The sequence below is a fragment of the Aneurinibacillus sp. UBA3580 genome (assembly GCF_002375825.1).
Lineage (GTDB): Bacteria > Bacillota > Bacilli > Aneurinibacillales > Aneurinibacillaceae > Aneurinibacillus > Aneurinibacillus danicus.
Window position 1 is genome coordinate 20,032 of sequence record NZ_DFMZ01000051.1, and the last position, 26,320, is coordinate 46,351.

25 protein-coding genes are annotated in these 26,320 nt (G+C 48.6%); 23 read left to right on the plus strand and 2 right to left on the minus strand.

The window, feature by feature from the left end:
• The 7 genes from B2899_RS08220 to B2899_RS08250 form a co-directional block, all read left to right on the plus strand.
• Positions 1-530, plus strand: a 530-nt coding sequence (locus tag B2899_RS08220; RefSeq protein WP_286884996.1) for a FadR/GntR family transcriptional regulator, incomplete at its 5' end; no start/stop codon positions are given.
• Between the two features lie 97 nt (positions 531-627).
• On the plus strand, positions 628-810 hold the full coding sequence (locus B2899_RS08225) for a glutamate decarboxylase (protein ID WP_146807922.1): 183 nt from the start codon (positions 628-630) through the stop codon (positions 808-810).
• Positions 811-833: 23 nt separating this feature from the next.
• Positions 834-1,709, plus strand: coding sequence for an acetyl-CoA carboxylase, carboxyltransferase subunit beta (gene accD, locus B2899_RS08230; protein WP_286885103.1), 876 nt, complete (start codon positions 834-836; stop codon positions 1,707-1,709).
• Positions 1,709-2,677 (plus strand): acetyl-CoA carboxylase carboxyl transferase subunit alpha, encoded by a 969-nt coding sequence (gene accA, locus B2899_RS08235; protein ID WP_146807923.1) that lies wholly within the window; start codon positions 1,709-1,711, stop codon positions 2,675-2,677. Before accD ends, accA begins: the two co-directional genes overlap by 1 nt.
• Positions 2,678-2,691: 14 nt before the next feature.
• On the plus strand, positions 2,692-4,443 hold the full coding sequence (pyk, locus tag B2899_RS08240) for a pyruvate kinase (RefSeq protein ID WP_146807924.1): 1,752 nt from the start codon (positions 2,692-2,694) through the stop codon (positions 4,441-4,443).
• Positions 4,444-4,467: 24 nt separating this feature from the next.
• Positions 4,468-4,896, plus strand: a complete 429-nt coding sequence (locus B2899_RS08245) for an acyl-CoA thioesterase (protein WP_286885000.1) — start codon at positions 4,468-4,470, stop codon at positions 4,894-4,896.
• 19 nt (positions 4,897-4,915) lie between these two features.
• Positions 4,916-5,326, plus strand: a complete 411-nt coding sequence (locus B2899_RS08250) for an FxsA family protein (RefSeq protein WP_286885002.1) — start codon at positions 4,916-4,918, stop codon at positions 5,324-5,326.
• Between the two features lie 82 nt (positions 5,327-5,408).
• Here the strand turns inward: B2899_RS08250 and ytvI are convergent, their stop codons facing one another.
• Positions 5,409-6,542 carry a sporulation integral membrane protein YtvI gene (ytvI, locus tag B2899_RS08255; protein WP_146807927.1) on the minus strand — a complete coding sequence of 378 codons (1,134 nt, stop codon included), beginning with the start codon at positions 6,540-6,542 and terminating at the stop codon, positions 5,409-5,411.
• 286 nt (positions 6,543-6,828) lie between these two features.
• Between ytvI and citZ the strand changes: the two genes are divergently transcribed.
• The 6 genes from citZ (at position 6,829) to pnpS (ending at position 13,615) form a co-directional block, all read left to right on the plus strand.
• Positions 6,829-7,938, plus strand: coding sequence for a citrate synthase (gene citZ, locus B2899_RS08260; protein ID WP_146807928.1), 1,110 nt, complete (start codon positions 6,829-6,831; stop codon positions 7,936-7,938).
• 148 nt (positions 7,939-8,086) lie between these two features.
• Positions 8,087-9,361 carry an NADP-dependent isocitrate dehydrogenase gene (icd, locus tag B2899_RS08265; protein ID WP_146807948.1) on the plus strand — a complete coding sequence of 425 codons (1,275 nt, stop codon included), beginning with the start codon at positions 8,087-8,089 and terminating at the stop codon, positions 9,359-9,361.
• Positions 9,362-9,499: 138 nt separating this feature from the next.
• Entirely contained in the window at positions 9,500-10,438 is a 939-nt protein-coding gene (gene mdh, locus B2899_RS08270) for a malate dehydrogenase (RefSeq protein ID WP_146807929.1), read from the plus strand.
• Between the two features lie 210 nt (positions 10,439-10,648).
• A complete protein-coding gene (locus tag B2899_RS08275; RefSeq protein ID WP_286885007.1) occupies positions 10,649-11,119 on the plus strand; it encodes a hypothetical protein in 471 nt (156 codons plus the stop codon).
• An 11-nt stretch (positions 11,120-11,130) separates the two neighbouring features.
• A complete protein-coding gene (locus B2899_RS08280) occupies positions 11,131-11,829 on the plus strand; it encodes a response regulator transcription factor (protein WP_146807931.1) in 699 nt (232 codons plus the stop codon).
• Between the two features lies 1 nt (position 11,830).
• The gene (gene pnpS / locus B2899_RS08285) at positions 11,831-13,615 is read left to right on the plus strand and encodes a two-component system histidine kinase PnpS (protein WP_286885011.1); all 1,785 of its coding nucleotides are present in this window, start codon (positions 11,831-11,833) and stop codon (positions 13,613-13,615) included.
• Here pnpS and B2899_RS08290 read toward each other — a convergent pair.
• The gene (locus B2899_RS08290; protein WP_146807933.1) at positions 13,575-14,495 is read right to left on the minus strand and encodes a DMT family transporter; all 921 of its coding nucleotides are present in this window, start codon (positions 14,493-14,495) and stop codon (positions 13,575-13,577) included. The two genes, pnpS and B2899_RS08290, sit on opposite strands and share 41 nt — an antisense overlap.
• Positions 14,496-14,641: 146 nt before the next feature.
• On the opposite strand from B2899_RS08290, the gene B2899_RS08295 reads away from it, so the two are divergent.
• The 10 genes from B2899_RS08295 to B2899_RS08340 all read left to right on the plus strand — a co-directional run bounded on the left by B2899_RS08295 (position 14,642) and on the right by B2899_RS08340 (position 26,317).
• Positions 14,642-15,469, plus strand: coding sequence for a prohibitin family protein (locus tag B2899_RS08295; protein ID WP_146807934.1), 828 nt, complete (start codon positions 14,642-14,644; stop codon positions 15,467-15,469).
• A gap of 146 nt (positions 15,470-15,615) precedes the next feature.
• Entirely contained in the window at positions 15,616-18,264 is a 2,649-nt protein-coding gene (gene polA / locus B2899_RS08300) for a DNA polymerase I (RefSeq protein ID WP_286885015.1), read from the plus strand.
• A gap of 18 nt (positions 18,265-18,282) precedes the next feature.
• Positions 18,283-19,113, plus strand: coding sequence for a DNA-formamidopyrimidine glycosylase (gene mutM, locus B2899_RS08305; RefSeq protein ID WP_146807936.1), 831 nt, complete (start codon positions 18,283-18,285; stop codon positions 19,111-19,113).
• A 93-nt stretch (positions 19,114-19,206) separates the two neighbouring features.
• Positions 19,207-19,869 carry a sporulation membrane protein YtaF gene (gene ytaF / locus B2899_RS08310; RefSeq protein WP_286885017.1) on the plus strand — a complete coding sequence of 221 codons (663 nt, stop codon included), beginning with the start codon at positions 19,207-19,209 and terminating at the stop codon, positions 19,867-19,869.
• 18 nt (positions 19,870-19,887) lie between these two features.
• Complete coding sequence (gene coaE, locus B2899_RS08315; protein WP_286885019.1) at positions 19,888-20,496, plus strand: dephospho-CoA kinase; 609 nt, start codon at positions 19,888-19,890, stop codon at positions 20,494-20,496.
• Positions 20,497-20,528: 32 nt separating this feature from the next.
• Entirely contained in the window at positions 20,529-21,104 is a 576-nt protein-coding gene (locus B2899_RS08320; protein WP_146807939.1) for a lytic transglycosylase domain-containing protein, read from the plus strand.
• Between the two features lie 181 nt (positions 21,105-21,285).
• Positions 21,286-22,320 (plus strand): glyceraldehyde-3-phosphate dehydrogenase, encoded by a 1,035-nt coding sequence (locus B2899_RS08325; protein ID WP_146807940.1) that lies wholly within the window; start codon positions 21,286-21,288, stop codon positions 22,318-22,320.
• Between the two features lie 321 nt (positions 22,321-22,641).
• A complete protein-coding gene (nrdR, locus tag B2899_RS08330) occupies positions 22,642-23,109 on the plus strand; it encodes a transcriptional regulator NrdR (RefSeq protein WP_146807941.1) in 468 nt (155 codons plus the stop codon).
• 7 nt (positions 23,110-23,116) lie between these two features.
• Positions 23,117-24,766 (plus strand): MBL fold metallo-hydrolase RNA specificity domain-containing protein, encoded by a 1,650-nt coding sequence (locus B2899_RS08335; RefSeq protein WP_286885021.1) that lies wholly within the window; start codon positions 23,117-23,119, stop codon positions 24,764-24,766.
• A 51-nt stretch (positions 24,767-24,817) separates the two neighbouring features.
• Positions 24,818-26,317, plus strand: a complete 1,500-nt coding sequence (locus tag B2899_RS08340; protein WP_146807943.1) for a replication initiation and membrane attachment family protein — start codon at positions 24,818-24,820, stop codon at positions 26,315-26,317.
• Positions 26,318-26,320 lie beyond the last annotated feature (3 nt).

A 26,320-nucleotide genomic window follows, 5' to 3' on the forward strand; every position in this document is an offset into this window, starting at 1 on the left:
CTTCCGTACGGGAGGCGCTGCGGGCGCTGGAGCTGCTCGGATTGATTACAACGCGCCGCGGTGAGGGGACGTTTATTCAGCATTATCGACACAATCAGCTCATTAATCTACTCGGAGCGTACATTTTAAAAGATTACAAAACAAGAAATGATCTGGTAGAGATGAGGAAAATCCTGGAGATTGATGCCGTACGCCTGGCATGCAAGCGGGCAGGTGAGAAACATTTCGCCGAGATGGAGCGCATCATTCAACAGGGAGAAGAGCGGATTCGGGAAGGAAAAGTGCCGACGGAAGAAGATTATTTGTTCCATCGGGCCATTTGTAGGTCCAGCCGCAATTCGGTGCTGCACCGGATGTGGGTTCCGCTCATTGAATACAGTAAAACCGTCCGAGAGAGCTCTCTTTCCAGAGAAGGGAGAGCGGAAGAAGGATTCAAGGAACACCGGGCGATTCTTGAGGCGATTCGGCGGGGCGATGAAGATGAGGCTGTACACCGCATGAGCATTCATCTGGAAAATAGCATCTTATAACCTTTCTCCGCATGGGAGTGATAAGTAAGGCAAATTCTGCAAAAAAGGTTTAGAATGGTGATAGGCAACATATATTTGGTAAGGAGGATGAGCCGGAATGTGGACGGTCATCTACATTGCCCATAGCGCAAAGATTGCGGAACGAATTCAGGATAAGCTTACAGCCGAAGGATTCCTCGTGAAAATTCGCCAGTCCGGTGTATCCAGGCAGTATGAAATTCTTGTTCCTGCCGGAGAAGTACGGGAAGTGCAGGAAGTATTGAGCGCAATTCTTCATTGATGCCTGAAGAGAGGTGTATCGTGTTGTTAAAAGACATTTTTTATAAAAAACGTCGCTACGCGACGGTACAGACGGGACAAGTCCAAGAAGACAAACCAATGGCAAAAGAAGTGCCGGAAGGGTTGATGACGAAGTGTCCCAAATGTGGAACGATTGCCTATGCGAAAGAACTTGAGAAAAACTTGAAAGTATGCCAGGGATGCGGCCACCATTTTCCTATGACCGCGTTTGAGCGGATTGCCATGCTGGTGGATGAAGGCCATTTCTTTGAATACGACAGCGGGCTTCTGTCTGCAGATCCGCTCAATTTTCCTGATTATATGCCGAAACTGGAGAAGGATATGGAGAAATCCGGACTATCCGAAGCGGTGGTTACGGGTGAAGGAACCATTAAAGGATATCCGGCCGTCATCGCCGTGATGGACTCGCGTTTCCGGATGGGAAGCATGGGGTCGGTCGTCGGGGAGAAGATTGCCCGCGCTATCGAACAGGCCATTGAAAAGCAGTATCCGTTTATCCTGTTTTCAGCGTCTGGAGGCGCACGCATGCAGGAAGGCGTACTCAGTTTAATGCAGATGGCGAAAACAAGTGCGGCGCTGGCCAAACTGAGCGCCGCCGGCGGACTTTATATCTCCGTGATGACCAACCCGACAACCGGTGGCGTATCGGCGAGCTTTGCTTCGCTCGGCGACTATAATTTTGCCGAGCCGGGAGCGCTTATCGGTTTTGCGGGAAGGCGCATTATCGAACAGACCATTCGCCAGGAGTTGCCGGAGGATTTTCAGACAGCCGAATTCCTGTTGAAAAAAGGGCAGCTTGATAAAGTTATACCCCGTAAAGAATTGCGCGACACGCTCGCGAAAATTCTTGACATGCATACAGTAAGGAGGGCAAACTAATGGCCGGAGAATTACCATTTGAGAAGCCGCTCCTGGAACTGAATGCGAAAATCGAGGAGCTGCGCAAATTTACGGAAGAAAAAGATATAGATTTTACCGATGAGATTGTAAAATTGGAAGCGAGGGCAAAATCACTGGCCCAGGAGATATACGGAAACTTGACTCCGTGGCAGCGGGTGCAACTGGCGCGGCATCCGGAACGTCCGACAACGCTCGATTTGATAAACGAGCTGTTTACCGATTTTATCGAATTGCACGGAGACCGCCTGTACGGAGACGACGCGGCGATTGTTGCCGGTATCGCCAAATTCAATGGTCGTCCTGTCACCGTAATGGGACATCAGAAAGGCCGCGATACAAAAGAAAATATTGCACGTAACTTCGGCATGCCCCACCCGGAAGGCTACCGTAAAGCGCTGCGCCTTATGCAGCAGGCGGACAAGTTCAATCGGCCGATCATTTGTTTTATCAACACGCCGGGTGCGTATCCGGGCAAAGCGGCGGAAGAGCGCGGACAAAGCGAGGCAATCGCCCGCAATCTGCGTGAGATGGCATCATTTGGAGTGCCGATTATTTGTATCGTGACTGGTGAGGGCGGCAGTGGCGGTGCGCTGGCACTTGGTGTCGGAAATCGGCTGTTGATGCTGGAGAACGCCTTCTATTCCGTTATTTCTCCGGAAGGGGCGGCGGCGCTCCTGTGGAAAGATGCAAGCCAGGCGCAGCGTGCGGCGGAGACGATGAAAATTACAGCCCGTGATTTATACGAATTGGGCGTTGTGGATGAAATCATACCTGAGCCTATGGGGGGTGCTCATCGTCATCTCGCGCAAACAGCGGCTTCTTTGCGTGACGCGATCAAAGGCCATCTCGCAGAACTCACGGACATGAGCCGGGAAGAACTGGTGGCCGACCGCTATGAAAAATACAAATCGATAGGACGGTATGCAGCTCTCACAGAATCTATCTAGGAGGTCAGCAAACGATGCGAAAAACGAAGATTGTATGTACTATTGGTCCTGCAAGCGAGTCGATTGAAACGCTGAAAGCGTTAATGGAGGCGGGAATGAACGTAGCCCGCTTGAATTTTTCCCACGGCTCACACGAAGAGCACGGCGCCCGGATTGCGGCGATTCGTCAGGCGGCATCGGAACTTAACAAAAACGTGGCGATTCTGCTCGATACGAAGGGACCAGAAATTCGCACAGGCGTGCTGGAGCAGGCATCCGTGGAACTTGTAGAAGGTGAGACGATTGTGCTGACCACGGAAGAAATCAAGGGAAATGCAAAACGTGTCTCAATCACGTATGAAGGACTTCCAAATGATGTCTATCCAGGTTGCACCATTCTTATCGATGACGGTCTCATCGGATTGACTGTCGAAAAGGTAGAGGGAACAGAAATATATTGCCGCATCCGTAATGGAGGCATATTGAAGGATAGAAAAGGGGTTAATGTACCGGGTGTACAAATCGGGCTTCCCGGCATTACGGAGAAAGATGCGAGAGACATTGAATTCGGTATTGCGCAGGATATCGATTTTATCGCAGCTTCGTTCGTCCGAAAGCCGGAGGACGTGCTGGAAATCCGTGAGATTTTAGAGCGCCACGGTGCGGATATTCAGATTATCTCCAAGATTGAAAACCATGAGGGAGTCAAGAATGCGGCGGATATATTGGCCGTCTCTGACGGACTGATGGTGGCGCGTGGTGATCTCGGTGTGGAAATTCCGGCTGAAGAAGTGCCGTTGGTGCAGAAAGAGCTGATTCGCCGCTGCAACGAGGCCGGTAAGCCGGTTATTACTGCGACGCAGATGCTTGATTCGATGCAGCGCAATCCGCGCCCGACCCGTGCTGAAGCGAGCGATGTGGCAAATGCAATCTTTGACGGCTCGGATGCGATTATGTTGTCCGGCGAGACGGCAGCCGGGAAATACCCTGTGGAAGCCGTAAGAACGATGAATCGAATTGCTGAACGGACAGAGAGTGCGCTTGCATATCGTGAAATTCTGCATACGAATTCCGTCGTTAAACAGACGGCCATCCCGGATGCGCTCAGCCAGGCTGTGGCGAATGTGGCCTTTGATTTGGATGCACGTGCCATTATTACCGCTACGGAAAGCGGTCATACGGCGCGCATGGTATCGAAATTCCGCCCGAAAGCGCCGATTATCGCTGTTACGCCGCATCCGCGCGTTTGCCGCAAGCTGGCGCTTGTATGGGGCGTAATCTCGCTGCACAGTGAAGCGACGGAGAGCACGGATGAAATGCTCGACATTTCCGTCCGCACCGCCGTCCTCTCCGGTGTTGTGAAACGCGGAGACCTGGTGATTATTACAGCCGGTGTACCGGTGCGCGAACCGGGAACCACCAACCTGCTGAAAGTGCATATTGTAGGTGACGTCGTGGCGCGCGGGCAGGGCATCGGCCATAATACTGCCACCGGCAGGGTATTGAAAGTGAAGGACGGAAATGAGATTCCACCTGAGGACGGCTCAAATTATATCGTAGTTGCCAGGGCGACGGACCGTGATATGATGTCGCTGATTGAGAAAGCAAGCGCATTGGTAGTCGAAGAGGGTGGCCTGACGTCCCATGCCGCGGTAGTGGGGCTAAATCTTGGTATTCCTGTTGTGGTGGGCGTAGCGAACGCAACTCGGGTATTCGCCGATGGAGATGAAGTAACGGTCGACCCGTCGAGTGGACGCATTTATGCCGGATTTGCCCGAATTCTATAAATAACGGAGAAACGGTGGATAGATATGAACGACACAGAGAAGTGGTTTGAGACAACTGTGCGGGTTCGTTACCAGGAGACGGACCAGATGCAGGTTGCGTATCATGCTAATTATTTGGTGTGGTTCGAGGTAGGAAGAACGGAGATGATCCGCCAGATGGGATTCTCTTATCGGCGGTTTGAAGATTTGGGGTTCATGCTTCCCGTAACGGAAGCGAACGTAAAGTATAAGCAGGCTGCCCGTTATGACGATGAACTTACAGTGCGGACAAAAGTTATCCGTTGCGAGGGCGTGCGTCTACTGCTCGGATATGAAGTGCTTCGGCTTCCCGAAGGTGAGTTGCTGGCGTCGGGTGAGACGCATCATGTGTGGACATCCACCGACCTAAAGCCAGTTCGTCTGGAAAAACGGATGCCGGAACTCTATACGTTAATGAAACAATACGAATGGTAGATGGAAGGGGGAAGAAGGTATGCTGCGCGTGCTAATTGTGCTACTCCTGCTTATACCGATACTGGAAATCTGGCTGCTGATGGCTACGGGAAAGGCAATCGGCTGGGTCCCTACGCTATTGTTATGCATTCTGACCGGAGTAACGGGAGCCTGGCTTGCCAGACGGCAGGGACTACAGTTTTTCCGGCTGGCGCAGCTGCAGCTAAGCCGCAGGGAGATGCCCGGAGAAGTTATTCTGGACGGGATTTTCGTATTCATGGGCGGTCTTCTTCTCCTGACACCCGGATTTTTCACGGATTTTCTTGGTTTTTCCCTGCTCATTCCGTATACACGCGGGATTGCCAGGCTATGTACCAAGCGATGGTTGGACAAGAAAATTCGTAATGGTCAATTCAATGTATTTACGTTCAACCGGTTTAACCGATTCTAACCAAAAAAGCTTACGGCCTGGGCTGTAAGCTTTTTTGATTTCATCTTAATTATTGCTTCATTTTTTCTGTTTTTTATGGCTTTTATATAGGCGGGGTTCCCTTAATAAATGTCCAAACATCCCGGAAGATTCCCGCGTTTCTTAGAGCATTCATTACTACGAGCAGCACAGGTCCGAGAATGAGACCGAGGAATCCGAATAACTTGAGTCCCACGAACAGCGCGATCAACGTAAGAAGCGGGTCAAGACCTACATTCGTAGCGACAATTTTCGGTTCTGTGATCTGCCGCTGGACAATCACGATAGCATACAGAATAGAAAGCCCGATAACCAGACGAAAATCCCCCTCGAAACCTGCATACGCAATCCAGGGAACGAACACGGCGCCTGTTCCTAAATATGGCATCAGATCGACCAGCCCGGTTAAAAGCCCGATCGAAACTGCATAGGGTACGCCTAGAATCAAGAGCCCGATAATTACAATGGCTGCCGTAATTGAAATGAGCGTAACTTGAGCCTTAATGAAGCCGAGGAGCGCTTTACGCAAATCATCCGCGACACCAGATGCTTTACTTACATATTCGGCCGGAATGGCGCTTTTCGTTCTGGCTATGATTTTATGGTAGTCCTTGCTGATGAAAAAAGCCGATAATACTGAAATAACCAGCACTGTGGCAGTGTTCGGGATGGAACTTAGCAGATGGCTGATACCTCCAAGGAAAGTTTTGGTTATATTCGTTCCGGTCTGGGCGATTCTTGTCATCGTCTTTCCGACATTTTCCTGAATTTTCTCCTGATAGCTGGCATCAAGGTTGCTGTATAGATTCATGAAGCGTTCATAAAGACTGGACTGCAGGCTGCGTGATATAAAATTTTTCGTATAGTTGGAAAGTTGATCGATATAGATGGGTAGCATTTCCAACAACTTGCCGATCTCGATAATGATCTGTGCCACCAGTACGGTTGCGATACCGACAAGGAGTGAAATCACGACGGTTAGCACGACCGAAACCGCCAGCCACCGCGGCCATCGCGCCCGGTGCTCGAGTAAATCCACAGGACGTTTAATCAGGTACGCGATGATGAAACCGATGATGAATGGGTATAGTAAAGGGGTAAGAAACAATATAAGTTTATAAGCGATGTAAATAATCCCTACAACAAGCAGGAATCGCAGTACCTGAAACAGCCGATGGTAAAGTAAGGATGTGTCCATTTCAATCTCCTTTGCTAATGCGACATTGGATTGACACTTTCGTAATTTTTAATTTTAGGTTATGATAATTGTGGACAAAAAAGCAAGATTTTGTGTACGTTGTGGAATATTTCACATTTTTTTAAAGAAACATTCACAAATCAGATGAAATATTCTATAATTGTTCTGAAACTGAAGAAGTGTCCTCTCTCTTTTTTTATGCCCTCTGTGGCATCCCTGAAAGATGGAGGAGCGCTTCGAGTGGACGTCCGACAGATAAATTTAGGGATAAAGGAGAGATAGTACTATGTCAGCAAAAGGATTAGAAGGAATTGTAGCAGCTCAGTCTTCTATTAGTTCCATCATCGACGGGGTGCTTACATACGCTGGTATCAATATTGATGAACTTGCGGAAAACGCTTCATTCGAAGAAGTCGTGTATTTATTGTGGCATGGACGCCTGCCGAAAGCCGACGAGCTCGCTCAATTGAAGAAAGACTTAGCTGAAAACGCTACAATTCCAGAAGATGTGATTGCGCTTTTGAAGGCAAGCCCGGAAGGTAACCATCCGATGGCTGTTCTCCGTACGGCGATCTCCGCTCTGGCTCTGTATGATCCGGAAGCGCAAGACATGTCCAGGGAAGCGAATCTGCGTAAAGCGATCCGCCTGCAGGCAAAAGTAGGGACCGTGGTTGCGGCGTATCATCGCATCCGCGAAGGTAAAGAAGTGGTGGCTCCGTGTCCGGACTTTGGACTCGCGCAAAACTTTCTTTACATGCTGAATGGCGAAGAGCCGAAACAAATCGCTATCGACGCACTCGATACGGCGCTTGTCCTGCATGCTGACCACGAATTGAACGCTTCTACGTTTGCAGCTCGTGTTACGGTAGCTACTCTGTCTGATATTTATTCCGGTATTACCTCTGCCATCGGCGCACTGAAAGGGCCGCTGCACGGCGGAGCGAATGAAGCCGTTATGGCCATGCTTGAAGAGATTAAAGATCCGGCGAATGTAGAAGAATATATTAATGAAAAGCTGGCACAAAAGGTGAAAATCATGGGCTTTGGTCATCGCGTATACAAAGACGGTGACCCGCGTGCGAAACACCTGCGCAAAATGTCCGAAAAACTGACAAGCATTACCGGTCAGCCGCAGTGGTATGAAATGTCTGTAAAAATCGACGACATGGTAACGTCGAAAAAAGGATTGAAGCCGAATGTAGACTTCTATTCCGCATCCGTCTACCACAGCTTAGGCATTCCGCGCGATTTGTTTACGCCGATTTTCGCCATCAGCCGCATGTCCGGATGGACGGCACACATTCTTGAACAATACGAAAACAACCGCCTCATTCGTCCGCGTGCCGAATATGTAGGACCTGTTAATGCTCACTACGTTCCGCTTGAGGAGCGCTAAAACATACGCGAAATGAAGTTTAGGCAAGGGGTTACATAGTGCCCCTTTCCTGCTTTCATTTTATATTAGGCAGTCAGGAGAGAGTCCCGACCTGCTGTAATACATATTTTGGGAGGGGTATTAGGTGTCTATTTTCGAAAAGTATGAAATGCCTACACATGGAGAGAAGATTACGGTTGACAGCACAGGTACGCTGAATGTTCCAAATAATCCAATTGTTCCTTTCATTGAAGGGGACGGCACCGGCCCGGATATCTGGAATGCGGCGGTTCGTGTCCTTGATGCGGCTGTAGAAAAAGCGTACAACGGAGAAAAGAAAATTGCCTGGTACGAAGTATATGCTGGCGAGAAGGCTTTTAATAAGTACGGTGAATGGCTGCCGAAAGATACGCTTACAGCTATCAATGAATACCTGGTTGCAATCAAAGGCCCCTTGACTACGCCGGTTGGCGGCGGTATCCGCTCCATCAACGTAGCGTTGCGCCAGGAGCTCGACTTATATGCATGCGTAAGACCGGTACAGTATTTCGAAGGCGTACCTTCTCCTGTAAAACACCCTGAACTGACAAATATGGTTATTTTCCGCGAGAATACGGAAGATATCTATGCCGGCATCGAGTGGCAAGAAGGCAGCGATGAAGTGAAGAAAGTCATCGCGTTTTTAAAAGATGAAATGGGCGTAAACAAAATCCGTTTCCCGGAAACATCCGGCATCGGCATCAAACCTGTTTCTAAAGAAGGAACAAGCCGTCTTGTGCGTGCCGCTATTCAATATGCAATCGACAATAAACGTAAGAGTGTAACGCTGGTACATAAGGGCAACATCATGAAGTTTACGGAAGGTGCCTTTAAAAACTGGGGTTACGAAGTGGCTGAAAAAGAATTCGGTGACAAAGTATTCACCTGGGCGCAGTATGATCGTATTGCAGAAGAGCAAGGCAAAGATGCTGCAAACAAAGCACAGGCTGAAGCGGAAGAAGCGGGCAAAATTATCGTGAAGGATTCTATCGCGGATGCATTCCTGCAGCAAATTCTGACTCGTCCTGCCGAATATGATGTTGTGGCTACGCTGAATCTGAATGGGGACTATGTCTCCGATGCACTGGCTGCACAAGTTGGCGGTATCGGTATTGCACCGGGCGCCAACATCAACTACGTAACAGGTCGTGCTATCTTCGAAGCTACACATGGAACTGCTCCGAAGTACGCGGGACTTGATAAAGTGAATCCCTCTTCCGTTATCCTGTCAGGAGAAATGCTGCTCCGTCACCTGGGATGGACAGAAGCGGCTGACTTAATCCTGAGCGCCATCGAGAAAACGATTGCTTCTAAGCAGGTAACGTACGATTTCGCACGTCTCATGGAAGGTGCAACTGAGCTGAAATGCTCTGAATTTGGTGATGCGCTGATTAAGAACATGTGATTGAATATGCGCTTTTTACGGGGCAACGCCTGCAAGACATGCATGTCATGCGGACGTTTCCCCTTCCTTATGTGTGTAACATGTCTTTTCATGTTAAAGCGGCATATATACAATTTATTCAATCAGGAGGGAATCGTTATGGCTTTCACACGTAAAAAAATCGCTGTTATTGGTTCCGGATTTACCGGAGCTACCACTGCATTCCTGCTTGCGCAAAAAGAACTGGGCGATGTTGTGCTTGTTGACATTCCGCAAATGGAAAACCCGACAAAAGGGAAAGCGCTGGACATGGCGGAAGCCGGTCCGGTACAAGGCTTTGATGCTCGCGTAACCGGTACATCCAACTACGAGGAAATCAAAGACGCTGACATGGTTATCGTAACGGCAGGTATCGCGCGCAAGCCAGGCATGAGCCGTGACGATCTTGTTAATACAAACGCAGGTATCATGAAATCTGTAGGCGAGCAAATCAAGACATATGCCCCAAACAGCACCATCCTTGTGTTGTCCAACCCGGTGGATGCAATGACCTATACTCTCTTCAAAACAACTGGCTTCCCGAAAAACCGTGTAATTGGTCAATCCGGTGTGCTTGACACTGCACGTTTCCGTACATTCGTAGCAATGGAGCTTAATGTGTCCGTGAAAGATGTAACCGGCTTTGTGCTTGGCGGTCACGGTGACACGATGGTTCCGCTTGTTCGTTATTCCTACGCCGGCGGCATTCCGCTCGAAACCCTGATTCCGAAAGAGCGCCTGGATGCAATCGTTGATCGTACTCGTAACGGCGGCGCTGAAATCGTTAACCTGCTGGGCAACGGATCTGCATACTATGCACCGGCTGCTTCCCTGGTGGAAATGGCGGAAGCTATCCTGAAAGACCAGAAACGCATCATTCCTTCCATCGCATACCTGGAAGGCGAATATGGCTACAATGACCTGTACCTCGGCGTACCGACGCTGCTCGGTAAAAACGGTATCGAGAAAGTATACGAACTTGAACTTACGGCTGAAGAAAAAGCAGCTCTGGATAAATCCGCTGACGCGGTGCGCAGTGTAATAGCTGTGTTGCAATAGAAATCTATACGGTATATGGGGAGCCTGGACTGTATGTTCAGGCTTCTTGCTTTATATAGAGAGATATGGAGAAAGGGTGCGGGTGAAAAAGAAGGGACTTCATTTTTCCACCCGCATCCCCTTCCCATCTGCTTCAATATGTGGAAAACAGGCCGGTATCTTGCGCCTCGTTTTTGCTATGGGGTATGATAGCTTCGGAGGGATATAGTTATGTTAAACAAGAAAATATATACGGCTGTACTATTTACGGTCGCATTGCTGCTCCTTGGGGGATGTTCAGCCAGTCAGGAAGATTTGGAATATTACAAGAAAGAATTCTTGCAAAAGTCGGATGCTGCGTTTGAAGCGCTGGACAATTCCAGCAAGGTACTGGCGGATGTAAGGAATGAAGCGTCAAAAGGCATGAAACGTACGAAAATCATGAATGCGATTGATCAGGGACGGACAGCACTTAAGTCGATGCATGATGATTTGTTCAATTCCGCTGTGCCGAAAGAGATGGATCCGGTCAAGGAAACGCTTCTTCAGGGAATCAAGAAAAAAATAGAAGCGCATGATGAGTTGTTCAAGTTTTATGATTTGCAGGACAAACAATTCGAGCAGAAAGCCGATCTGTTATTGAAAGAGTCAAATGATTTGGTTCAGCAAGCGAAAGCAGAATTGCAAAAATTTAAGAAATAAGGGTGTAGCGTGTGAAGAAAATTCTGGTAGTAGATGATGAACAATCAATTGTAACACTGTTGGAGTTTAATCTGCAGAAAGCAGGATTTGAGGTCGTGAAAGCCGGAGACGGCCCGACAGCGGTCAAGCTGGCTGAAACAGAGAAGCCTGACCTGATTGTGCTCGATATTATGCTGCCGGGTATGGATGGTATGGAAGTGTGTAAAAAGCTGCGAATGGAGCGAATTAACACGCCGATTTTAATGCTGACGGCCAAAGACGAAGAATTTGACAAAATTTTAGGGTTAGAACTTGGCGCAGATGACTATATGACAAAGCCGTTCAGCCCCCGCGAAGTGGTGGCACGCGTCAAAGCGATTTTGCGACGCAGCGGCCAGCAGCAGGAACAGGAAACCAATCAATCGGACGAGCAGATGATTACGATTGGACAACTTGTCATTTACCCGGAGAAATACGAAGTGCTGTTTAATGGAAACCGCTTGGAATTGACACCGAAAGAATTCGAACTCCTCCAGTATATGGCCAGCCATCCGGGCCGGGTAATGACGCGTGACCAGTTGCTAAACGCCGTATGGAATTATGATTTTGTAGGAGACTCCCGGATTGTGGATGTCCATATCAGTCATCTGCGGGAGAAAATCGAGGAAGATACCAAGCAGCCTAAATATATAAAGACTGTGCGCGGATTGGGATACAAACTAGAGGGATAGCATGCAAAAATTCCGTATTCGGCTCAACTTTTTGTTTCTACTGATTATTGGTATATTGCTGCTTCTGCTTGGCCTTTACTTCGCTAAAATGTTGCAGACAATATATATCGACGTGCTTGAAGATAGGCTTATGAAAGAAGCACGCATTATTTCCGACGACGTACTCTACGGAAATCTTATGGAGAAACCGGATGCGCTGCAGCAGCGAATGGAGCGTTTTTCCCGGGAAATCGGAGCGCGTATTACGGTCACAGACCGTGCAGGAAAAGTAACTTCCGATACGGAGCATGACCCAAAGACGCTGCCGAATCATGCCAACCGTCCGGAGATTCGGGCGGCCCTTGAAAGCGGAGCGGGCCAGTCGATAAGATATAGTGCAACGCTGAACTATGACATGCTTTATGTAGCCGTCCCGCTGAAAAAAGAGCAAAATATCGAAGGCATAGTCCGCGTATCTATTAAAATTACGCGGGTACAAGAAACCGTCCGGAATTTATGGGTGAGCCTGGTCGGGGTACTTGTGCTGACGCTGGTAGTATTCGGTTTTATCAGTACACGGATTACCAAAAGCATTACGCAGCCGATTGAGGAGATTACACACGTTGCCCGTGGAATCACACATAAAAAGTTTAAAAATCGTATTCGTACGAATGCGAAAGGCGAAATCGGGCAACTGGCTCAGGCGATTAACTTCATGGCGCTTAGCCTTGAACAGCAGATGTCCGCCATTCAGGAGAACGAGAAACGGCTTGAAAGCATTCTTAATAACATGTTCAGCGGAATGATTCTGGTCAGCGATTCGCGGCGTATCGTCATGATGAACGCCGCAGCGGAGCAATTGCTCGGATATGAAGCGAAAGATTCCCTTGGTCATATCCATACGGAGATCGGGAAGAGCTCGGGATTGAGCCAGTTGATTGATCGCTGTCTGGAGACGGGAGAGAAAATTCGGGAAGAAATTCACGTGTATTACCCTGAAGAACATATTATTGACGCCAACCTGGGAGCGTACACGAATGAAGAGGGCGAGATTAAAGGCATTATCGTACTGCTGCATGATATCACGGCTATTCGCCGTCTGGAAAAGATGCGCAGCGAATTCGTTGCCAACGTCTCTCATGAGTTAAAAACCCCGATTACATCTATTAAGGGATTTACAGAGACACTGTTGGACGGAGCGTTGGAAGATCCGGAGATTAGCCGTTCTTTCCTGGAGATTATTAATGAGGAAAGTGACCGGTTAAACCGCCTGATTACCGATATTTTGGACTTATCGAAAATTGAACAAAAGAAAATGCCGCTTAAGGTAGAAGAGATAGACCTGAGCCAATTAATTAAAGAAACGGTCCGGATTGTACGGGAAGAAGCCCGCGCCAAAAATATCGCGATTTACCTTCCGGCTGAAAAAGATATTACGCTTGAAGGAGACAGGGATCGGATGCAGCAAATCGTACTCAATCTCGTCAGCAATGCGATTCACTATACGCCGGACAATGGCGAGGTTACGATTACGTTGCGTGAGCCGGATGAAAAAAGCGTAGAGATGGTGATCGCAGACACCGGCATAGGCATTCCGGCGGAACACCTGCCGCGCATTTTTGAGCGCTTCTACCGCGTGGATAAAGCACGCTCTCGGGAATCTGGAGGAACCGGGCTGGGTCTGGCCATTGTTAAGCATCTGATTGAGTCACACCATGGTATGATTCATGTGGAAAGCGAAGAAGGCCGGGGGACGACGTTTAAAATCATCCTGCCCAAGTACCAGACTTCCCGGTTTCCCGCCTAGCATTTGATGGTCGGTTGAATCTCATGAATAAATAAATACCACACAAGATGACAGCCGTTCCAATTGTTTGGGCGGCTGTAATTTTTTCGCTGAGAATAAAATAGGCAAGAATCGCCGCGCCGATAGGCTCTCCAAGAATCGCCATAGAGACGGTGTTGGCACTGATCCACTTAATTGTCCAATTAAATATCGTATGGCCAAGCAGCGTAGGAAAAATAGCCAGTCCGATGAAAACCAGCCAGTCCTGGCTCGAATATGGAAACAGCGCAAACCCGAGTGCCATGTCATATATAAGCAAAACGATGGTGCTAATTGTATAGACCACAAACGTATACATCATAAGAGACAGTCGTTTGCGTACGCTCTGGCCGAACAACCAGTATCCTGTGACCGTCGCTGCGCCGAGCAGAGCGAGAACATCGCCGAAGAGTGCCGTGCCGCCTAAACGGAAGTCGCTCCAGCCGATGAATACGCTGCCCGCAACGGCGAGTAGCCCTCCGGCAATCCCAGCCAGAGCCACACGCTCTTTGAAGAACAGATAGGCCCCTATGAAGGAAAACAACGGCTGCAGAGTTACAAGCACAACAGAGCTGGCTACGGATGTGTAGTTGAGCGATTCGAACCAGAGAATGAAGTGCAGTGCAAGAAAAACACCGGCAAGCGTCGAAAAAATCCAATCTCTCTTCGAAATAAGTCTGATTTCCTTCAGGTGTTTCCACAAGACAAATGGCAGCATGAACAGCACCGTAAACAAAAGCCGATATGTCGCAATAATGGATGCGGGTGCAGCCGAAAGTTTTACGAGAATGGCCGATGTCGAAACGGCCAGCGTAGCGATAAATAAAGCCAGATAAGGGGAAACCACCGGTTGTTCTTTCATCTCTCTCTCCTATTTTGTCGATAGAATTCCTGAAATATGTTTTATGATAAATAAAAATTTCAGTTCTCACAATAGTTAAAAAAAGAAACTTTTTTACAGGATGTTCCGTATTACTTAGCAAGAGGATTACAAAAGGAGGAAACAAGATGTCAGAGAAAGTTGTAAAAATGGGAGGGCCGAATATAAATACGGGAAAGATTCTTAAATTCGTTATTCCTATCCTCGTGCTTGTCATTTTAGCGTTTGAATCGTTTACTGTCGTAAATCCCGGCCATCGCGGGATTATTGTACAGTTGGGCGCGGTTAAGCCTACGGTGCTGGAAGAAGGAATGCATTTTAAGCTTCCGTTTATCCAGGAAGTCGTGCCGGTAGAAGTTCGCGTACAGAAAGCTGAGAGCAACGCTTCCGCAGCATCCAAGGATCTGCAGGTAGTAACAACCAATATGGCGGTAAACTTCCATATTGACCCGGCCGGCGTAAACAAACTCTACCAGAATGTTGGTATGGATTACAAAACAAGAATTGTTGACCCTGCTATCGGAGAGTCGTTAAAAGCTGTAACGGCGCGTTATACCGCCGAACAGTTGATTTCCAGACGCTCGGAAGTCAGCCAGCAGGTAAAAGAAATTCTGTCTAAAAAACTGGGTACGTATAATATGGTGCTTGATGAAATCAATATTACGGAATTTAAGTTTAGTGACGAATTCAACCGTGCAATTGAGCAGAAGCAAATCGCGGAACAGCAGGCTCTCAAATCCAGGCTGGACCTTGAGCGTATTAAGATTGAGAAAGAGCAAACGATCACCAAAGCACAGGCCACTGCCGAAGCGCTTCGTCTGCAGAAGCAGGAAGTTACGCCTGAACTCGTAAGGCTGCGCGAAATCGAAGCGCAGCAGCAGGCTATCGAGAAATGGGACGGCAAACTTCCAAGCACAACCGGAGGCGCCATTCCCTTTATCAACGTCCAGAGGTAAATTAAATACGCATCTTCTTCTACACGCATTATGGAAGAATGATGCGTATTTTGTTTGATACCGTGCTTTGTTTTGCTCTGAAAGTGTATGGTATGATGAAAGCGTATATGCTTATATTACGGGAAAAGATAGGGCGTGGATGATAGATGGAAAAGAAGTTAATGGTATTGGACGGCAATAGCATTGCCAGCCGCGCTTTTTACGCGCTCCCCCTTCTGACGACGGACGAAGGTTTATATACGAATGCCGTGTACGGATTTACGACCATGCTGCTGCGCATGCTCGATGAAGAGAAGCCGACACACCTTTTAGTAGCGTTTGATGCAGGCAAGGTGACATTCCGTACGGAAGAATATAAAGACTATAAGGGAAAACGGTTAAAAACACCGGGTGAGCTGTCCTCGCAGTTTCCGCTGCTGAAAGAATTGCTGAATGCATTCAATATTAAACATTATGAATTGAACGGCTACGAAGCGGATGATATTATCGGCACCATCTCTGCTCAGGCAGAGGCGAACGGATTTACAACGCTGATTGTATCCGGAGACAAAGATATGCTGCAGCTCGTTTCCGACAAAACCCGGGTGGCGCTTACCCGCAAAGGCATCAGTGAAGTCGAGCTGTATTCGCCGGCGGAAGTAGAGGCGAAGTATGGTTTAACTCCGGCCCAAATCATCGATCTTAAAGGGTTGATGGGAGATGCGTCGGACAACATTCCTGGCATTCCGGGCGTCGGTGAGAAGACGGCGCTCAAGCTGCTGCATGAATTTAAGACGGTAGAGAACGTACTCGATCATGTTTCCGAAATAAAGGGAAAGAAACTCCAGGAAAAGATTGCGGCGCACGCGGATGATGCCCGCATGAGTAAAGAGCTGGCGACAATTCTGCGCGATGCGCCAATCGAGGTCACGCTTGAAGAGACGGTATACCAGCCGTATAATCAGGAAAAAGTCGTGTCGGTATTGGAACGGTTTGCCTTTAAGTCTCTCCTTGAACGTCTTGGATTGAATTCGGCTGAGGCAAATGGCGCACCCGTTCAGGCGCAAGAAGAAATCGATTTCGTAACCATTACAGAAGAGAACCGGGAAGCGTGGGCGGACAAGTTGACTTCGCCAATGGCCGTCATGGTTGAAGTGGATGCGGAGAACTACCATGGTGCCCCGATTCACGGGATTAGTCTGGCAGATGGGACTGTACGCTTGTATGTACCGTTTGATCAGGCTGGATGGCCGGCACTTATCAAGTGGATGGCAGATCCCGAACAGAAGAAGTGGGTATACGATGCGAAGCGCAGCCAGGTGGCTCTTGCGTGGAAGAACATCCAGCTTGAAGGCATCTGTTTTGACGTGCTGCTTGCCTCGTATCTGAGCAATCCTTCCGAGACGAATCATCGTCTGTGTGATGTAGCCGAGCGGTACGGCATGAAGCTCGCTTCTGACGATGCTGTCTATGGAAAGGGCGCAAAACGTTCGATTCCGGAAGCGTCGATTCTTGGGCCTCATATTGCGCGCAAAGCGGAGACAATCTATCGCCTGCGCGATAAGATGGATGCGGCTTTGAAAGAAGAAGGGCTGGATGAATTGTTTTACGACCTGGAGCTGCCGCTTGCAACCGTGCTTGGTGATATGGAGACGCATGGTGTGCGAGTGGACCGGCAGCGCCTTGATGAAATGGGCGTGGAGCTTACAGAGAAGCTCGAGCGGCTAACGAAGCAGATTCACGAACTGGCCGGTACTGAATTTAATATTAATTCACCGAAGCAGTTGGGCGAGATTTTGTTCGATAAGCTGCAACTGCCGGTCATCAAGAAAACGAAGACCGGTTATTCGACGAGTGCGGACGTACTAGAGAAGCTGGAATCGGCGCACGAAATTGTCCCGCTTATTCTGGAATTCCGCCAGTTGGGCAAACTTCAATCCACTTATATTGAGGGATTAAAGAAAGAGATTCGCGAAGAAACGGGTAAAATCCATACTTCCTTTAACCAGGCGGTGACAGCAACCGGTCGTTTAAGCAGTACCGAGCCTAATCTGCAAAACATTCCGATTCGCCTGGAGGAAGGACGCAAGATTCGGGAGGCATTCGTGCCGTCCGAGCCGGGCTGGTTCATCATGGCGGCTGACTATTCGCAAATCGAGCTTCGTATTCTGGCTCATATCTCGCAGGATGAGAATCTGATTGATGCGTTCCGTCGCGATATGGATATTCATACACGGACGGCAATGGACGTATTCGGCGTAGACGAGGACGAAGTGACTTCGCTGATGCGCCGTCAGGCCAAGGCTGTTAACTTTGGTATCGTATACGGCATTAGCGACTACGGTCTCTCGCAGAATCTGAACATTACCCGGAAGAAGGCGGCGGAGTTTATCGAACGGTATTTCTCCGTATTTCAGGGTGTAAAACGATATATGGATAATATTATTGCGGAAGCGAAAAAGAACGGCTATGTAACGACGATGCTGAAGCGCCGCCGGTATTTGCCGGATATTAATAGCCGCAATTTTAATCTGCGCAGCTTTGCTGAACGTACGGCAATGAATACGCCGATTCAGGGAACGGCGGCTGACATCATCAAACTGGCGATGGTTAACATGGCGCAGCGAATCGAAGAAGAGAAGCTGGCAAGCCGAATGCTTTTGCAGGTGCATGATGAATTAATCTTTGAAGTGCCGGAACATGAGCTTGAGACGATGGGTAAGCTTGTTTCGGAAGTCATGGAGAATGCCTTGCCGCTTGATGTCCCGCTTAAGGTGGACGTAAATTACGGCAAGAGCTGGTATGAAGCGAAGTAAACGGAGGAGAGAAATGAAATGCCGGAATTACCGGAAGTGGAAACGATCAGGCGCACGCTAACTAAGCTGGTCGTCGGGAAAACCATTGCTGACGTAATCGTAAGCCTGCCGCGGTTAATCAAAGAGCCGGATGATGCTATGCTGTTTGTTGAGCTGCTCAAAGGCCAGACGATTCAAGAGATCGGTCGACGCGGCAAGTTTTTGTTGTTCTATTTAGATGATTGGGTGTTAGTTTCCCATCTGCGCATGGAAGGCCGCTATGGTCTTTACCAGGCAGGGGACGAAGTGGAAAAGCATACGCATGTTATTTTTCAATTTACGGACAGTACAGAGTTGCGCTATAAGGATGTTCGCACTTTTGGCACTATGCATCTTGTTGCTAAAGGAAGAGAGATGGCCGGACCGCCGCTGCATAAACTTGGCCTGGAGCCGCTGGATGAGACGTTCTCGGCCGATGTATTGAAAGAAAGAGCCAAACATCGGAAAACCAAAATTAAGCCGCTGCTGCTGAATCAGGAAATTATCGTCGGACTCGGGAATATTTATGTAGATGAGGCGCTGTTTCAGGCGCGCATCCATCCGGAGCGAATGCCGGGTGAGCTAGCGGACGAGCAGTGGGAGGCTCTTCATATGAGCATTGTGCAAATTCTGCAGGAATCCATCTCGCTGGGCGGTTCGTCCATCAAATCGTATGTAAACGGACAGGGTGAGGCAGGACAGTTCCAACATACGCTAAAAGCGTATGGGCGCACAGGCGAACCGTGTGTAGTATGCGGTACACCGATTGAGAAATTGGTTGTCGGTGGCCGCGGCACTCATATCTGTCCTACCTGTCAACCCCGCAAGTAGAATGCACGACTTTTCCTTGTTCTCATATACTGTACCAGACGCCCATGAAAGAGATGGCGGGAGAAGGGTGGATATGGGGAAGGAGGAAAAAAGATGCTGCATATTTTTTCGCTCCTGGCGCTGGCTTTTGCAGTCAGCTTGGACGGATTCGGGGTTGGGATTATGTACGGCATGCGCCGCATTAAAATTCCGGTGCGTTCCGTTATCATCATTACTTCGTGCTCAGCGTTTGTGATTCTTGTTGCTATGTATATCGGCAAATGGCTGGGATATCTGCTGACACCTACAGCTACACATTATGTCGGTGGCGCCATTTTAGTCGGAATTGGCCTATGGGCGATGTATAACGCAAGGTCGCAAGGCGCGGAGGAAGAGGAAGGAAGCGCGGGACAGAATCAAGCAATTCGGGAGCTGCGGTCGCTTGTGGCGTTTGAGATTAAAGCGCTCGGCCTTGTCGTGCAGATTCTCAAGCGGCCGACCGAAGCGGATCTCGATCGTTCCGGTACCATCTCCGGAGTGGAGGCGATGTTTCTGGGCGTTGCTCTTTCTGTAGACGCGTTCGGCGCAGGAATTGGTGCGGCTCTCATCGGCTACGAGCCCTGGGTGACGGCATTCGTCATCGGGAGTGTGAGCTGCCTGTTTATCCTGTCGGGACTTAAGCTGGGATTTACGTATTCGGAAGCCGGGTGGCTGAAGCGAATGACGTATTTGCCGGGAATTCTTCTGATATTGTGCGGTTTTTTCAAAATGATGTGAGAGAGAGTTGAGAGAGCTATGGTTATTGGGCTGACGGGTGGCATCGCCTGCGGCAAGAGCACGGTGTCGCGGATGCTTGCAGAACGCGGGGCCCGTATTATTGACGCGGATATTATTGCGCGTGAAGTTGTTCGGCCAGGTGAAGAAGCCTGGTCTCTTATTGTCGAGCGGTTCGGACGAGATATCCTGCTTGCGAATGAAGAGCTGGATCGGGTAAAGCTGGGAGCGATTGTTTTTGCTGATGAACAGGCACGCCTGGATTTAAACGCTATTGTTCATCCTGCTGTGCGTGCACGTATGAGGCAGTTGATGAAAGAAGCCCAGGAGGAGAGCATAGCTTTAATTGTGATGGACATTCCCCTGTTGTATGAGTCAAAGCTTGAATATATGGTGGAAAAGGTAGTTGTCGTATATTGTACGGCAGAACAGCAATTAAAACGTTTGATGGAAAGAAACGGATACGATGAGGAAGAAGCAATGCGCCGCATCGCTTCGCAGATGTCGATCGAGGAGAAGAAAAGCCGGGCGGATTACGTCATTGATAATAGCGGCACGTTCACGGAGACGGAAGAGCAAGTGGACGAATTGGTTGGGAAGCTGTTGGATAAGGGAAGAAGAGGCGCGTAAATAAATGAAGCGATACGGATGAGGAGCTGGGGATGAAACGATTCAGTCGAAAGAATACGATATTTTTTCTCTGTCTGCTGGCGGTTTTTCTTCTGTTGGACGCGCCTGTTACATGGAAAGCAATGTACCCGGTATACTATAAAGAAGAAATCCGCAAATCGGCGGAACAGTATGATGTGGACCCATACTTAATCATGGCCATTATCCAAATCGAATCGAAATTTGATAAAAAACGCGTTTCTAAAAAAGGTGCGATCGGTCTGATGCAGGTAATGCCGATGACGGCGGAATGGGCGATACAAAAAACAAAAATTTCGCCGATGGCGACCGAATACCTGGACGAGCCGGATACGAATATCTTGCTTGGAACGTGGTATATTTCCTTCCTGCATGAAATGTTCGACAACAATCCGTATGCAGTTATCGCCGCATATAACGCCGGTCCGGGCAACGTAAAGAAGTGGCTGGAGAAAGGCATATGGGATGGAACTGAGGAGCATATCTCCCGTATTCCATATGGCGAGACCCGGCATTACGTTCAGCGCGCACTGTATTATAAACATCGTTACGAGAAAATTTATGCCGATGAATTCAGCGGGCTGAATTAAAAGGCTATTCTATATGTACTTTTTAAAGGCAGTCCTCCTACTGCCTTATTTTTTTTATCATGTAGCCGAAATAATAGTCTGAAAATAATAAATTTACACCAGTCTATTGAAAAAAGTGTCATACTTATTATAATGAATGTATGCAATAGTATGGAACATATCCGGGGAGGAGAACGTATTAATGACGACACGAATTGCCATTAATGGATTTGGACGTATTGGGCGGATGGTATTCCGCAAAGCGATAAACGATCCGGAGGTAGAAGTAGTAGCAATCAATGCAAGCTACCCTGTTGAAACGCTTGCTCACCTTATTAAGTATGACACAATTCATGGCAATATTTCTGATAAAGTCGAAACGAAAGATGATACGATCATTGTAAACGGAAAAGCGACGAAAGTGGTTTCTGACCGTGATCCGGCCAACCTTCCTTGGAAAGAGTTGGACATAGAAGTTGTTATCGAAGCAACGGGTAAATTCCGTGATAAAGAAGGCGCGGGTAAACATATTCAAGCCGGTGCGAAGAAAGTCGTTATCACAGCACCGGGCAAAGATGAAGACGTAACGATTGTAATGGGTGTAAACGAAGATGTGTACGATTACGAAGCGCACAATATTATCTCCAATGCATCCTGCACAACAAATTGCCTGGCTCCGGTAGCGAAAGTGTTAGATGAAGCGTTCGGTATCGAATACGGTATGATGACAACCGTACACTCTTACACAAACGACCAGAAGAATCTGGACAATCCGCATAAAGACCTGCGCAGAGCACGTGCATGCGCGCAAGCAATTATTCCGACGACAACAGGAGCGGCCCGTGCTGTTGCCCGCGTTCTTCCGCAGTTGCAGGGCAAATTGAACGGCTTCGCGCTTCGTGTGCCGACACCGAACGTATCGGTTGTGGACCTGGTTGTTAATGTGAAGAAAAACGTAACGGTAGAAGAAGTAAACCGTGTGCTGCGCGAAGCGAGCGAAGGTAGCATGAAAGGCATTCTCGGCTATACTGACGAGCCGCTCGTATCCGCTGACTTCAATGGAGACGAGAACTCCTCCATCGTAGACGGACTGTCCACAATGGTTATGGGCGAGAAACAAGTGAAGGTGCTCGCTTGGTACGACAACGAATGGGGCTACTCTTGCCGTGTACTTGACCTGGCGAAACACGTATCCGCTGCTGCAAACACGAAAAAAAAAGTGGAAGTAACCGTATAATCGCATACTATGTATAGTGAAGAAAACGAGGCGGTCCGGCAGCGGATTGCCTCGTTTTTCTGTGAAAATCATGAGAAAAGAAAGAAGAGAAGAAGAAATAAGATCTAGAGAAGAAAAAGGCGGAGGCCTTTTTCTACATTAAAATCCTTTCCTCGTTCTCTTCTCTCTTTTCCTTCGTACCACCAAAGTCAGCCGCCCTTTCGATGATTTCATGTTGAAAAGACAACCGTATGGACAAAAGTGCTTCGCGTTTCCTACTTGACGTCCGCCCCTTTCTGGGACAAACTAGGGAAAAGTACGCAATGGAGTGAGGTTGATGAGATGCGTTGTCCATATTGTACGCACAACGGAACGAGGGTGCTTGACTCCCGGCCGGTAAATGACAGCAAATCCATCCGGCGGCGCCGGGAATGCGAAGAATGCGGCAGACGGTTCACTACATTCGAAATGGTGGAAGAAACGCCGCTGCTTGTGGTGAAAAAAGACGGCACACGCGAAGAATTCAGCCGAGAGAAAATTCTGCGTGGCATTATTCGTGCCTGTGAGAAGCGGCCGGTGCCGCTGGATACACTGGAAGCAATTGTAGACAGGATAGAGCGGGAGCTGCGCAATAGCGGCCGGGCCGAGGTCCAGAGCAAGGATGTCGGCGAATTGGTTATGAATGCGTTATATGATGTTGATGAAGTAGCGTATGTCCGCTTTGCGTCCGTATATCGCCAGTTCAAAGACATTAATGTGTTTGTCAAAGAATTAGAAGACTTAATTCATAACAGTAAAAAGAAAGAATGAAAATAAAATGCAGACAGTAAACGGGGGAAGGCGAGCGGCAGTGAAGATACAGTTTATTGGGGGAGCAAGAACTGTAACGGGATCCTGTTACATGCTAGATACCAGTACGCACAAATTAATCATTGATTGTGGAATGTTTCAGGGCAGCAAAGAACTAAACCAGTGGAACGAACAAGATTTTGCGTTCGACCCGCAGGACATTTCAGCGGTGGTGCTGACGCATGCCCATATTGACCACAGCGGTCTTGTGCCGAAATTATGCAAAGAGGGTTTCAAAGGTCGGATTTTCGCTACACACTCGACTGTGGATCTTTGTTCCATTATGCTGCCGGACAGCGGACACATTCAAGAAGCGGAGGCAGAGTGGTATAATCGAAAACGCCGCCGCCGCGGACGGGCGCTGATGAAGCCGCTGTATACAAAGGAAGATGCACGGCGCTGTCTTTCTCAATTCAAAGGCATTCCGTATGACAAAATAACCGAGGTTGTGCCAGGGGTAACTGTCCGTATGCGCGATGCCGGCCACATTCTGGGCTCGGCCATTGTTGAGATGTGGGTCAGTCAGCCGAACGGCAATGCGATTAAATTAGTGTTTTCGGGAGATTTGGGAAGCAAGAAGCAGGCGATTGTCAAAGATCCGACTTTTATTGATGAAGCGGATTACATATTCATCGAATCGACGTACGGTGACCGTTTGCATGAGGAACGAGTCGATCGAGGCGAAATTCTCGGCGGCATTGTGCGTACCATTCAAAAGCAAGGCGGGAATATTATCATTCCTTCCTTCTCGGTTGGCCGCACGCAGGAGATCATTTATGAGCTGTCAGAGTTGCTTCATAAGGGCAAGATTCAACCGCTGCCGGTTTTTATCGATAGTCCGCTTGCCGTAGAAGCGACACGGGTATTCCGTCGCAACCAGGAAGTATTCGATGAAGAGAGCCAGCAGTATCTGCAGGCAGGGGTGGACCCGCTGTCTTTTCCTGGTTTGCAGTTCGTGGAGACTGTAGAGGAATCACAACGACTGAACCGGGTAACCAGCGGTTCTATTATTATTTCATCGAGCGGAATGTGTGAAGCCGGACGAATTAAACACCATCTAAAACATCATTTATGGCGTCCAAAATCACACATTGTGTTTGTGGGCTATCAGGCGCAAGGTACACTTGGCCGCCGTATCATTGACGGAGCCAAGCGGGTGCGGATTTTTGGTGAAGATATCAAGATTGCGGCACAAATCCATAATATTGAAGGATTCTCAGCGCATGCAGACAGGGATGGGCTATTGGAGTGGCTGTCCGGGTTTGTCCGCAAACCAAAAAAAGTATTTATTGTGCATGGTGAGGAGGCTGTATCGCTGAAGTTCGCAGAGATCATCGGCGAATCGCTTGGACTGGACACGTATGTGCCAAGACGGTTTGAGACGATCATTTTCGATGATGCAGCGGAAATGACCACCCTTCCGCAGGAAGAGACAGAACATCTGCCGCTTCCAGATGCACTAGAAACTGCGCTTGCAGCGCTGTCTAAGGCTTCTCTAGAGATACAAGAACATGTAAAACAGCAAGCTTTGTCTCCTGTGCAGAAGCAGGAAGTGCTGGAGAGGCTGACAGCATGCATAGAGGCGTTAGATCAGTCTGTGCAGGATTGCGAAATATAACGGCGGCAGTGCTATAATGAAGGAGAGATTGATATACAGGGAGTGATACGGGTGAGATGGCAGGAAACCGTCCCCAATGACCCCTACCTTATCCGCATTAAGCGTCCGATTAGCAGTGCGGAGATTGGATATTTACTGCATTTATACCAGCCTCTGATGGGTGTGATGCCAATTGCACTGTACCAGACGCTATTTCACAATTTATCACTGGCAAGTTTTGCCCCGGTGCAGGGGCTTCATTACGGGTTGATGGTCACAATGTCTGCTCCGCTGGATGTGATTATTAAAGCAAGGCAGCAGTTAGAAGCTATCGGACTGCTTGAAACGTATCAGATTGATTCAGATGGGGAGTACATGTTTGAGTATGTACTGCAGCCGCCGCATGCTCCGGATGTTTTTTTCCGTGACGATACGTTGAGTATTATGTTGCTCAACCGTGTAGGCAAGGAGTTTTACCGAAAGCTCAGACGCCGGTTTGCTGTGGCGGAAGAGCAGAGCATACCAGCCACGGCGAAGCGGACGCGCATTACAAAAGCGTTTGATGAAGTGTTCTGTCACCTTTCCCCAAGTGAGATTACGGTGGAGAAAGGAACAGAAACCCATCAATTTCTCCAGGCAACGGAAGAAGAGAGTCCACTGCCATTTTTTGATCCGAAAGAGAGTACGGTACGCAGTTATGCGGAATCTCGCCTGGACTTTGAGTTTTTGGAAGCATCGCTTCCAAAGGTAGTGAAGCGTAAGCCCGTATTTACGAAGGAAGTGAAGGCAGTGCTGGACAATCTTGCGTTTACGTACGGGATTGACGATGAGACAATGGCCCGCCTTCTTCAGGAGCCTACTGTCATTCCGGAGGATACGATTCATCTTGCTGCTTTGCGCCGCCGTGTAAAAGAGTGGTACAACAGGGAAAATGGACGAGTCCCGAAAATCTCTCCCCGGGAAGAAATTGTGTTCCAATCGGATACGGAAGCGAGAGAGCAGGAGCAGCTGTTATCGGAAGCGGAGAACCATGCCCGTCTTCTGGAATCTTTATCTCCACTGCAGTTGATGGAGTATTATCAGCACGGAGGTAAAGTTGCGCCGGCCGACCAGAAAATTGTGGAAGAATTGCTGGAGGAATATCAGCTGGCGCCTGGCGTGGTAAATGTCCTGCTGGAGTATGTGATGCTGGCGTATGACCGGCAGTTGCCGAAGGACGTCATCTATAAAATTGCCGGCCATTGGAAGCGAAACAATATTCAAACCGTACAGGAAGCGAAACGGCAAGCGCGGCAGTTCTATCTTGAACGCAAAAGCGGTAGGCCGCTGTTTTTTGATAAAAAAGCAACGTCGGAGAAGAAGACATCCGCACGCGGAACATCGAGCGGAAAAAACAAGCGGAAAGACGAAATTCCTCCGCTGATTCTCGAGCAGCTTGAACGCCAGCGCAAATTGCAGGAGAAGAAGCAGGAGGCACCGGAGAAAGAGCAGGCTGTGGTAGACCCCGCTTACGAGAAAAAAAGAGAGCGTGTAAAAGCTCTCTTAAAGGCCATGGAAGAAAACAAGCAATAGAGA

Coding starts and splice junctions, on each gene's coding strand:
- B2899_RS08225 (WP_146807922.1), top strand. CDS start 628: ATGTGGACGGTCATCTACATTGCCCATAGCGCAAAGATTGCGGAACGA.
- accA (WP_146807923.1), top strand. CDS start 1,709: ATGGCCGGAGAATTACCATTTGAGAAGCCGCTCCTGGAACTGAATGCG.
- pyk (WP_146807924.1), top strand. CDS start 2,692: ATGCGAAAAACGAAGATTGTATGTACTATTGGTCCTGCAAGCGAGTCG.
- B2899_RS08245 (WP_286885000.1), top strand. CDS start 4,468: ATGAACGACACAGAGAAGTGGTTTGAGACAACTGTGCGGGTTCGTTAC.
- B2899_RS08250 (WP_286885002.1), top strand. CDS start 4,916: ATGCTGCGCGTGCTAATTGTGCTACTCCTGCTTATACCGATACTGGAA.
- ytvI (WP_146807927.1), bottom strand. CDS start 6,542: ATGGACACATCCTTACTTTACCATCGGCTGTTTCAGGTACTGCGATTC.
- citZ (WP_146807928.1), top strand. CDS start 6,829: ATGTCAGCAAAAGGATTAGAAGGAATTGTAGCAGCTCAGTCTTCTATT.
- icd (WP_146807948.1), top strand. CDS start 8,087: ATGCCTACACATGGAGAGAAGATTACGGTTGACAGCACAGGTACGCTG.
- mdh (WP_146807929.1), top strand. CDS start 9,500: ATGGCTTTCACACGTAAAAAAATCGCTGTTATTGGTTCCGGATTTACC.
- B2899_RS08275 (WP_286885007.1), top strand. CDS start 10,649: ATGTTAAACAAGAAAATATATACGGCTGTACTATTTACGGTCGCATTG.
- pnpS (WP_286885011.1), top strand. CDS start 11,831: ATGCAAAAATTCCGTATTCGGCTCAACTTTTTGTTTCTACTGATTATT.
- B2899_RS08290 (WP_146807933.1), bottom strand. CDS start 14,495: ATGAAAGAACAACCGGTGGTTTCCCCTTATCTGGCTTTATTTATCGCT.
- B2899_RS08295 (WP_146807934.1), top strand. CDS start 14,642: ATGTCAGAGAAAGTTGTAAAAATGGGAGGGCCGAATATAAATACGGGA.
- polA (WP_286885015.1), top strand. CDS start 15,616: ATGGAAAAGAAGTTAATGGTATTGGACGGCAATAGCATTGCCAGCCGC.
- mutM (WP_146807936.1), top strand. CDS start 18,283: ATGCCGGAATTACCGGAAGTGGAAACGATCAGGCGCACGCTAACTAAG.
- ytaF (WP_286885017.1), top strand. CDS start 19,207: ATGCTGCATATTTTTTCGCTCCTGGCGCTGGCTTTTGCAGTCAGCTTG.
- coaE (WP_286885019.1), top strand. CDS start 19,888: ATGGTTATTGGGCTGACGGGTGGCATCGCCTGCGGCAAGAGCACGGTG.
- B2899_RS08320 (WP_146807939.1), top strand. CDS start 20,529: ATGAAACGATTCAGTCGAAAGAATACGATATTTTTTCTCTGTCTGCTG.
- B2899_RS08325 (WP_146807940.1), top strand. CDS start 21,286: ATGACGACACGAATTGCCATTAATGGATTTGGACGTATTGGGCGGATG.
- nrdR (WP_146807941.1), top strand. CDS start 22,642: ATGCGTTGTCCATATTGTACGCACAACGGAACGAGGGTGCTTGACTCC.
- B2899_RS08335 (WP_286885021.1), top strand. CDS start 23,117: ATGCAGACAGTAAACGGGGGAAGGCGAGCGGCAGTGAAGATACAGTTT.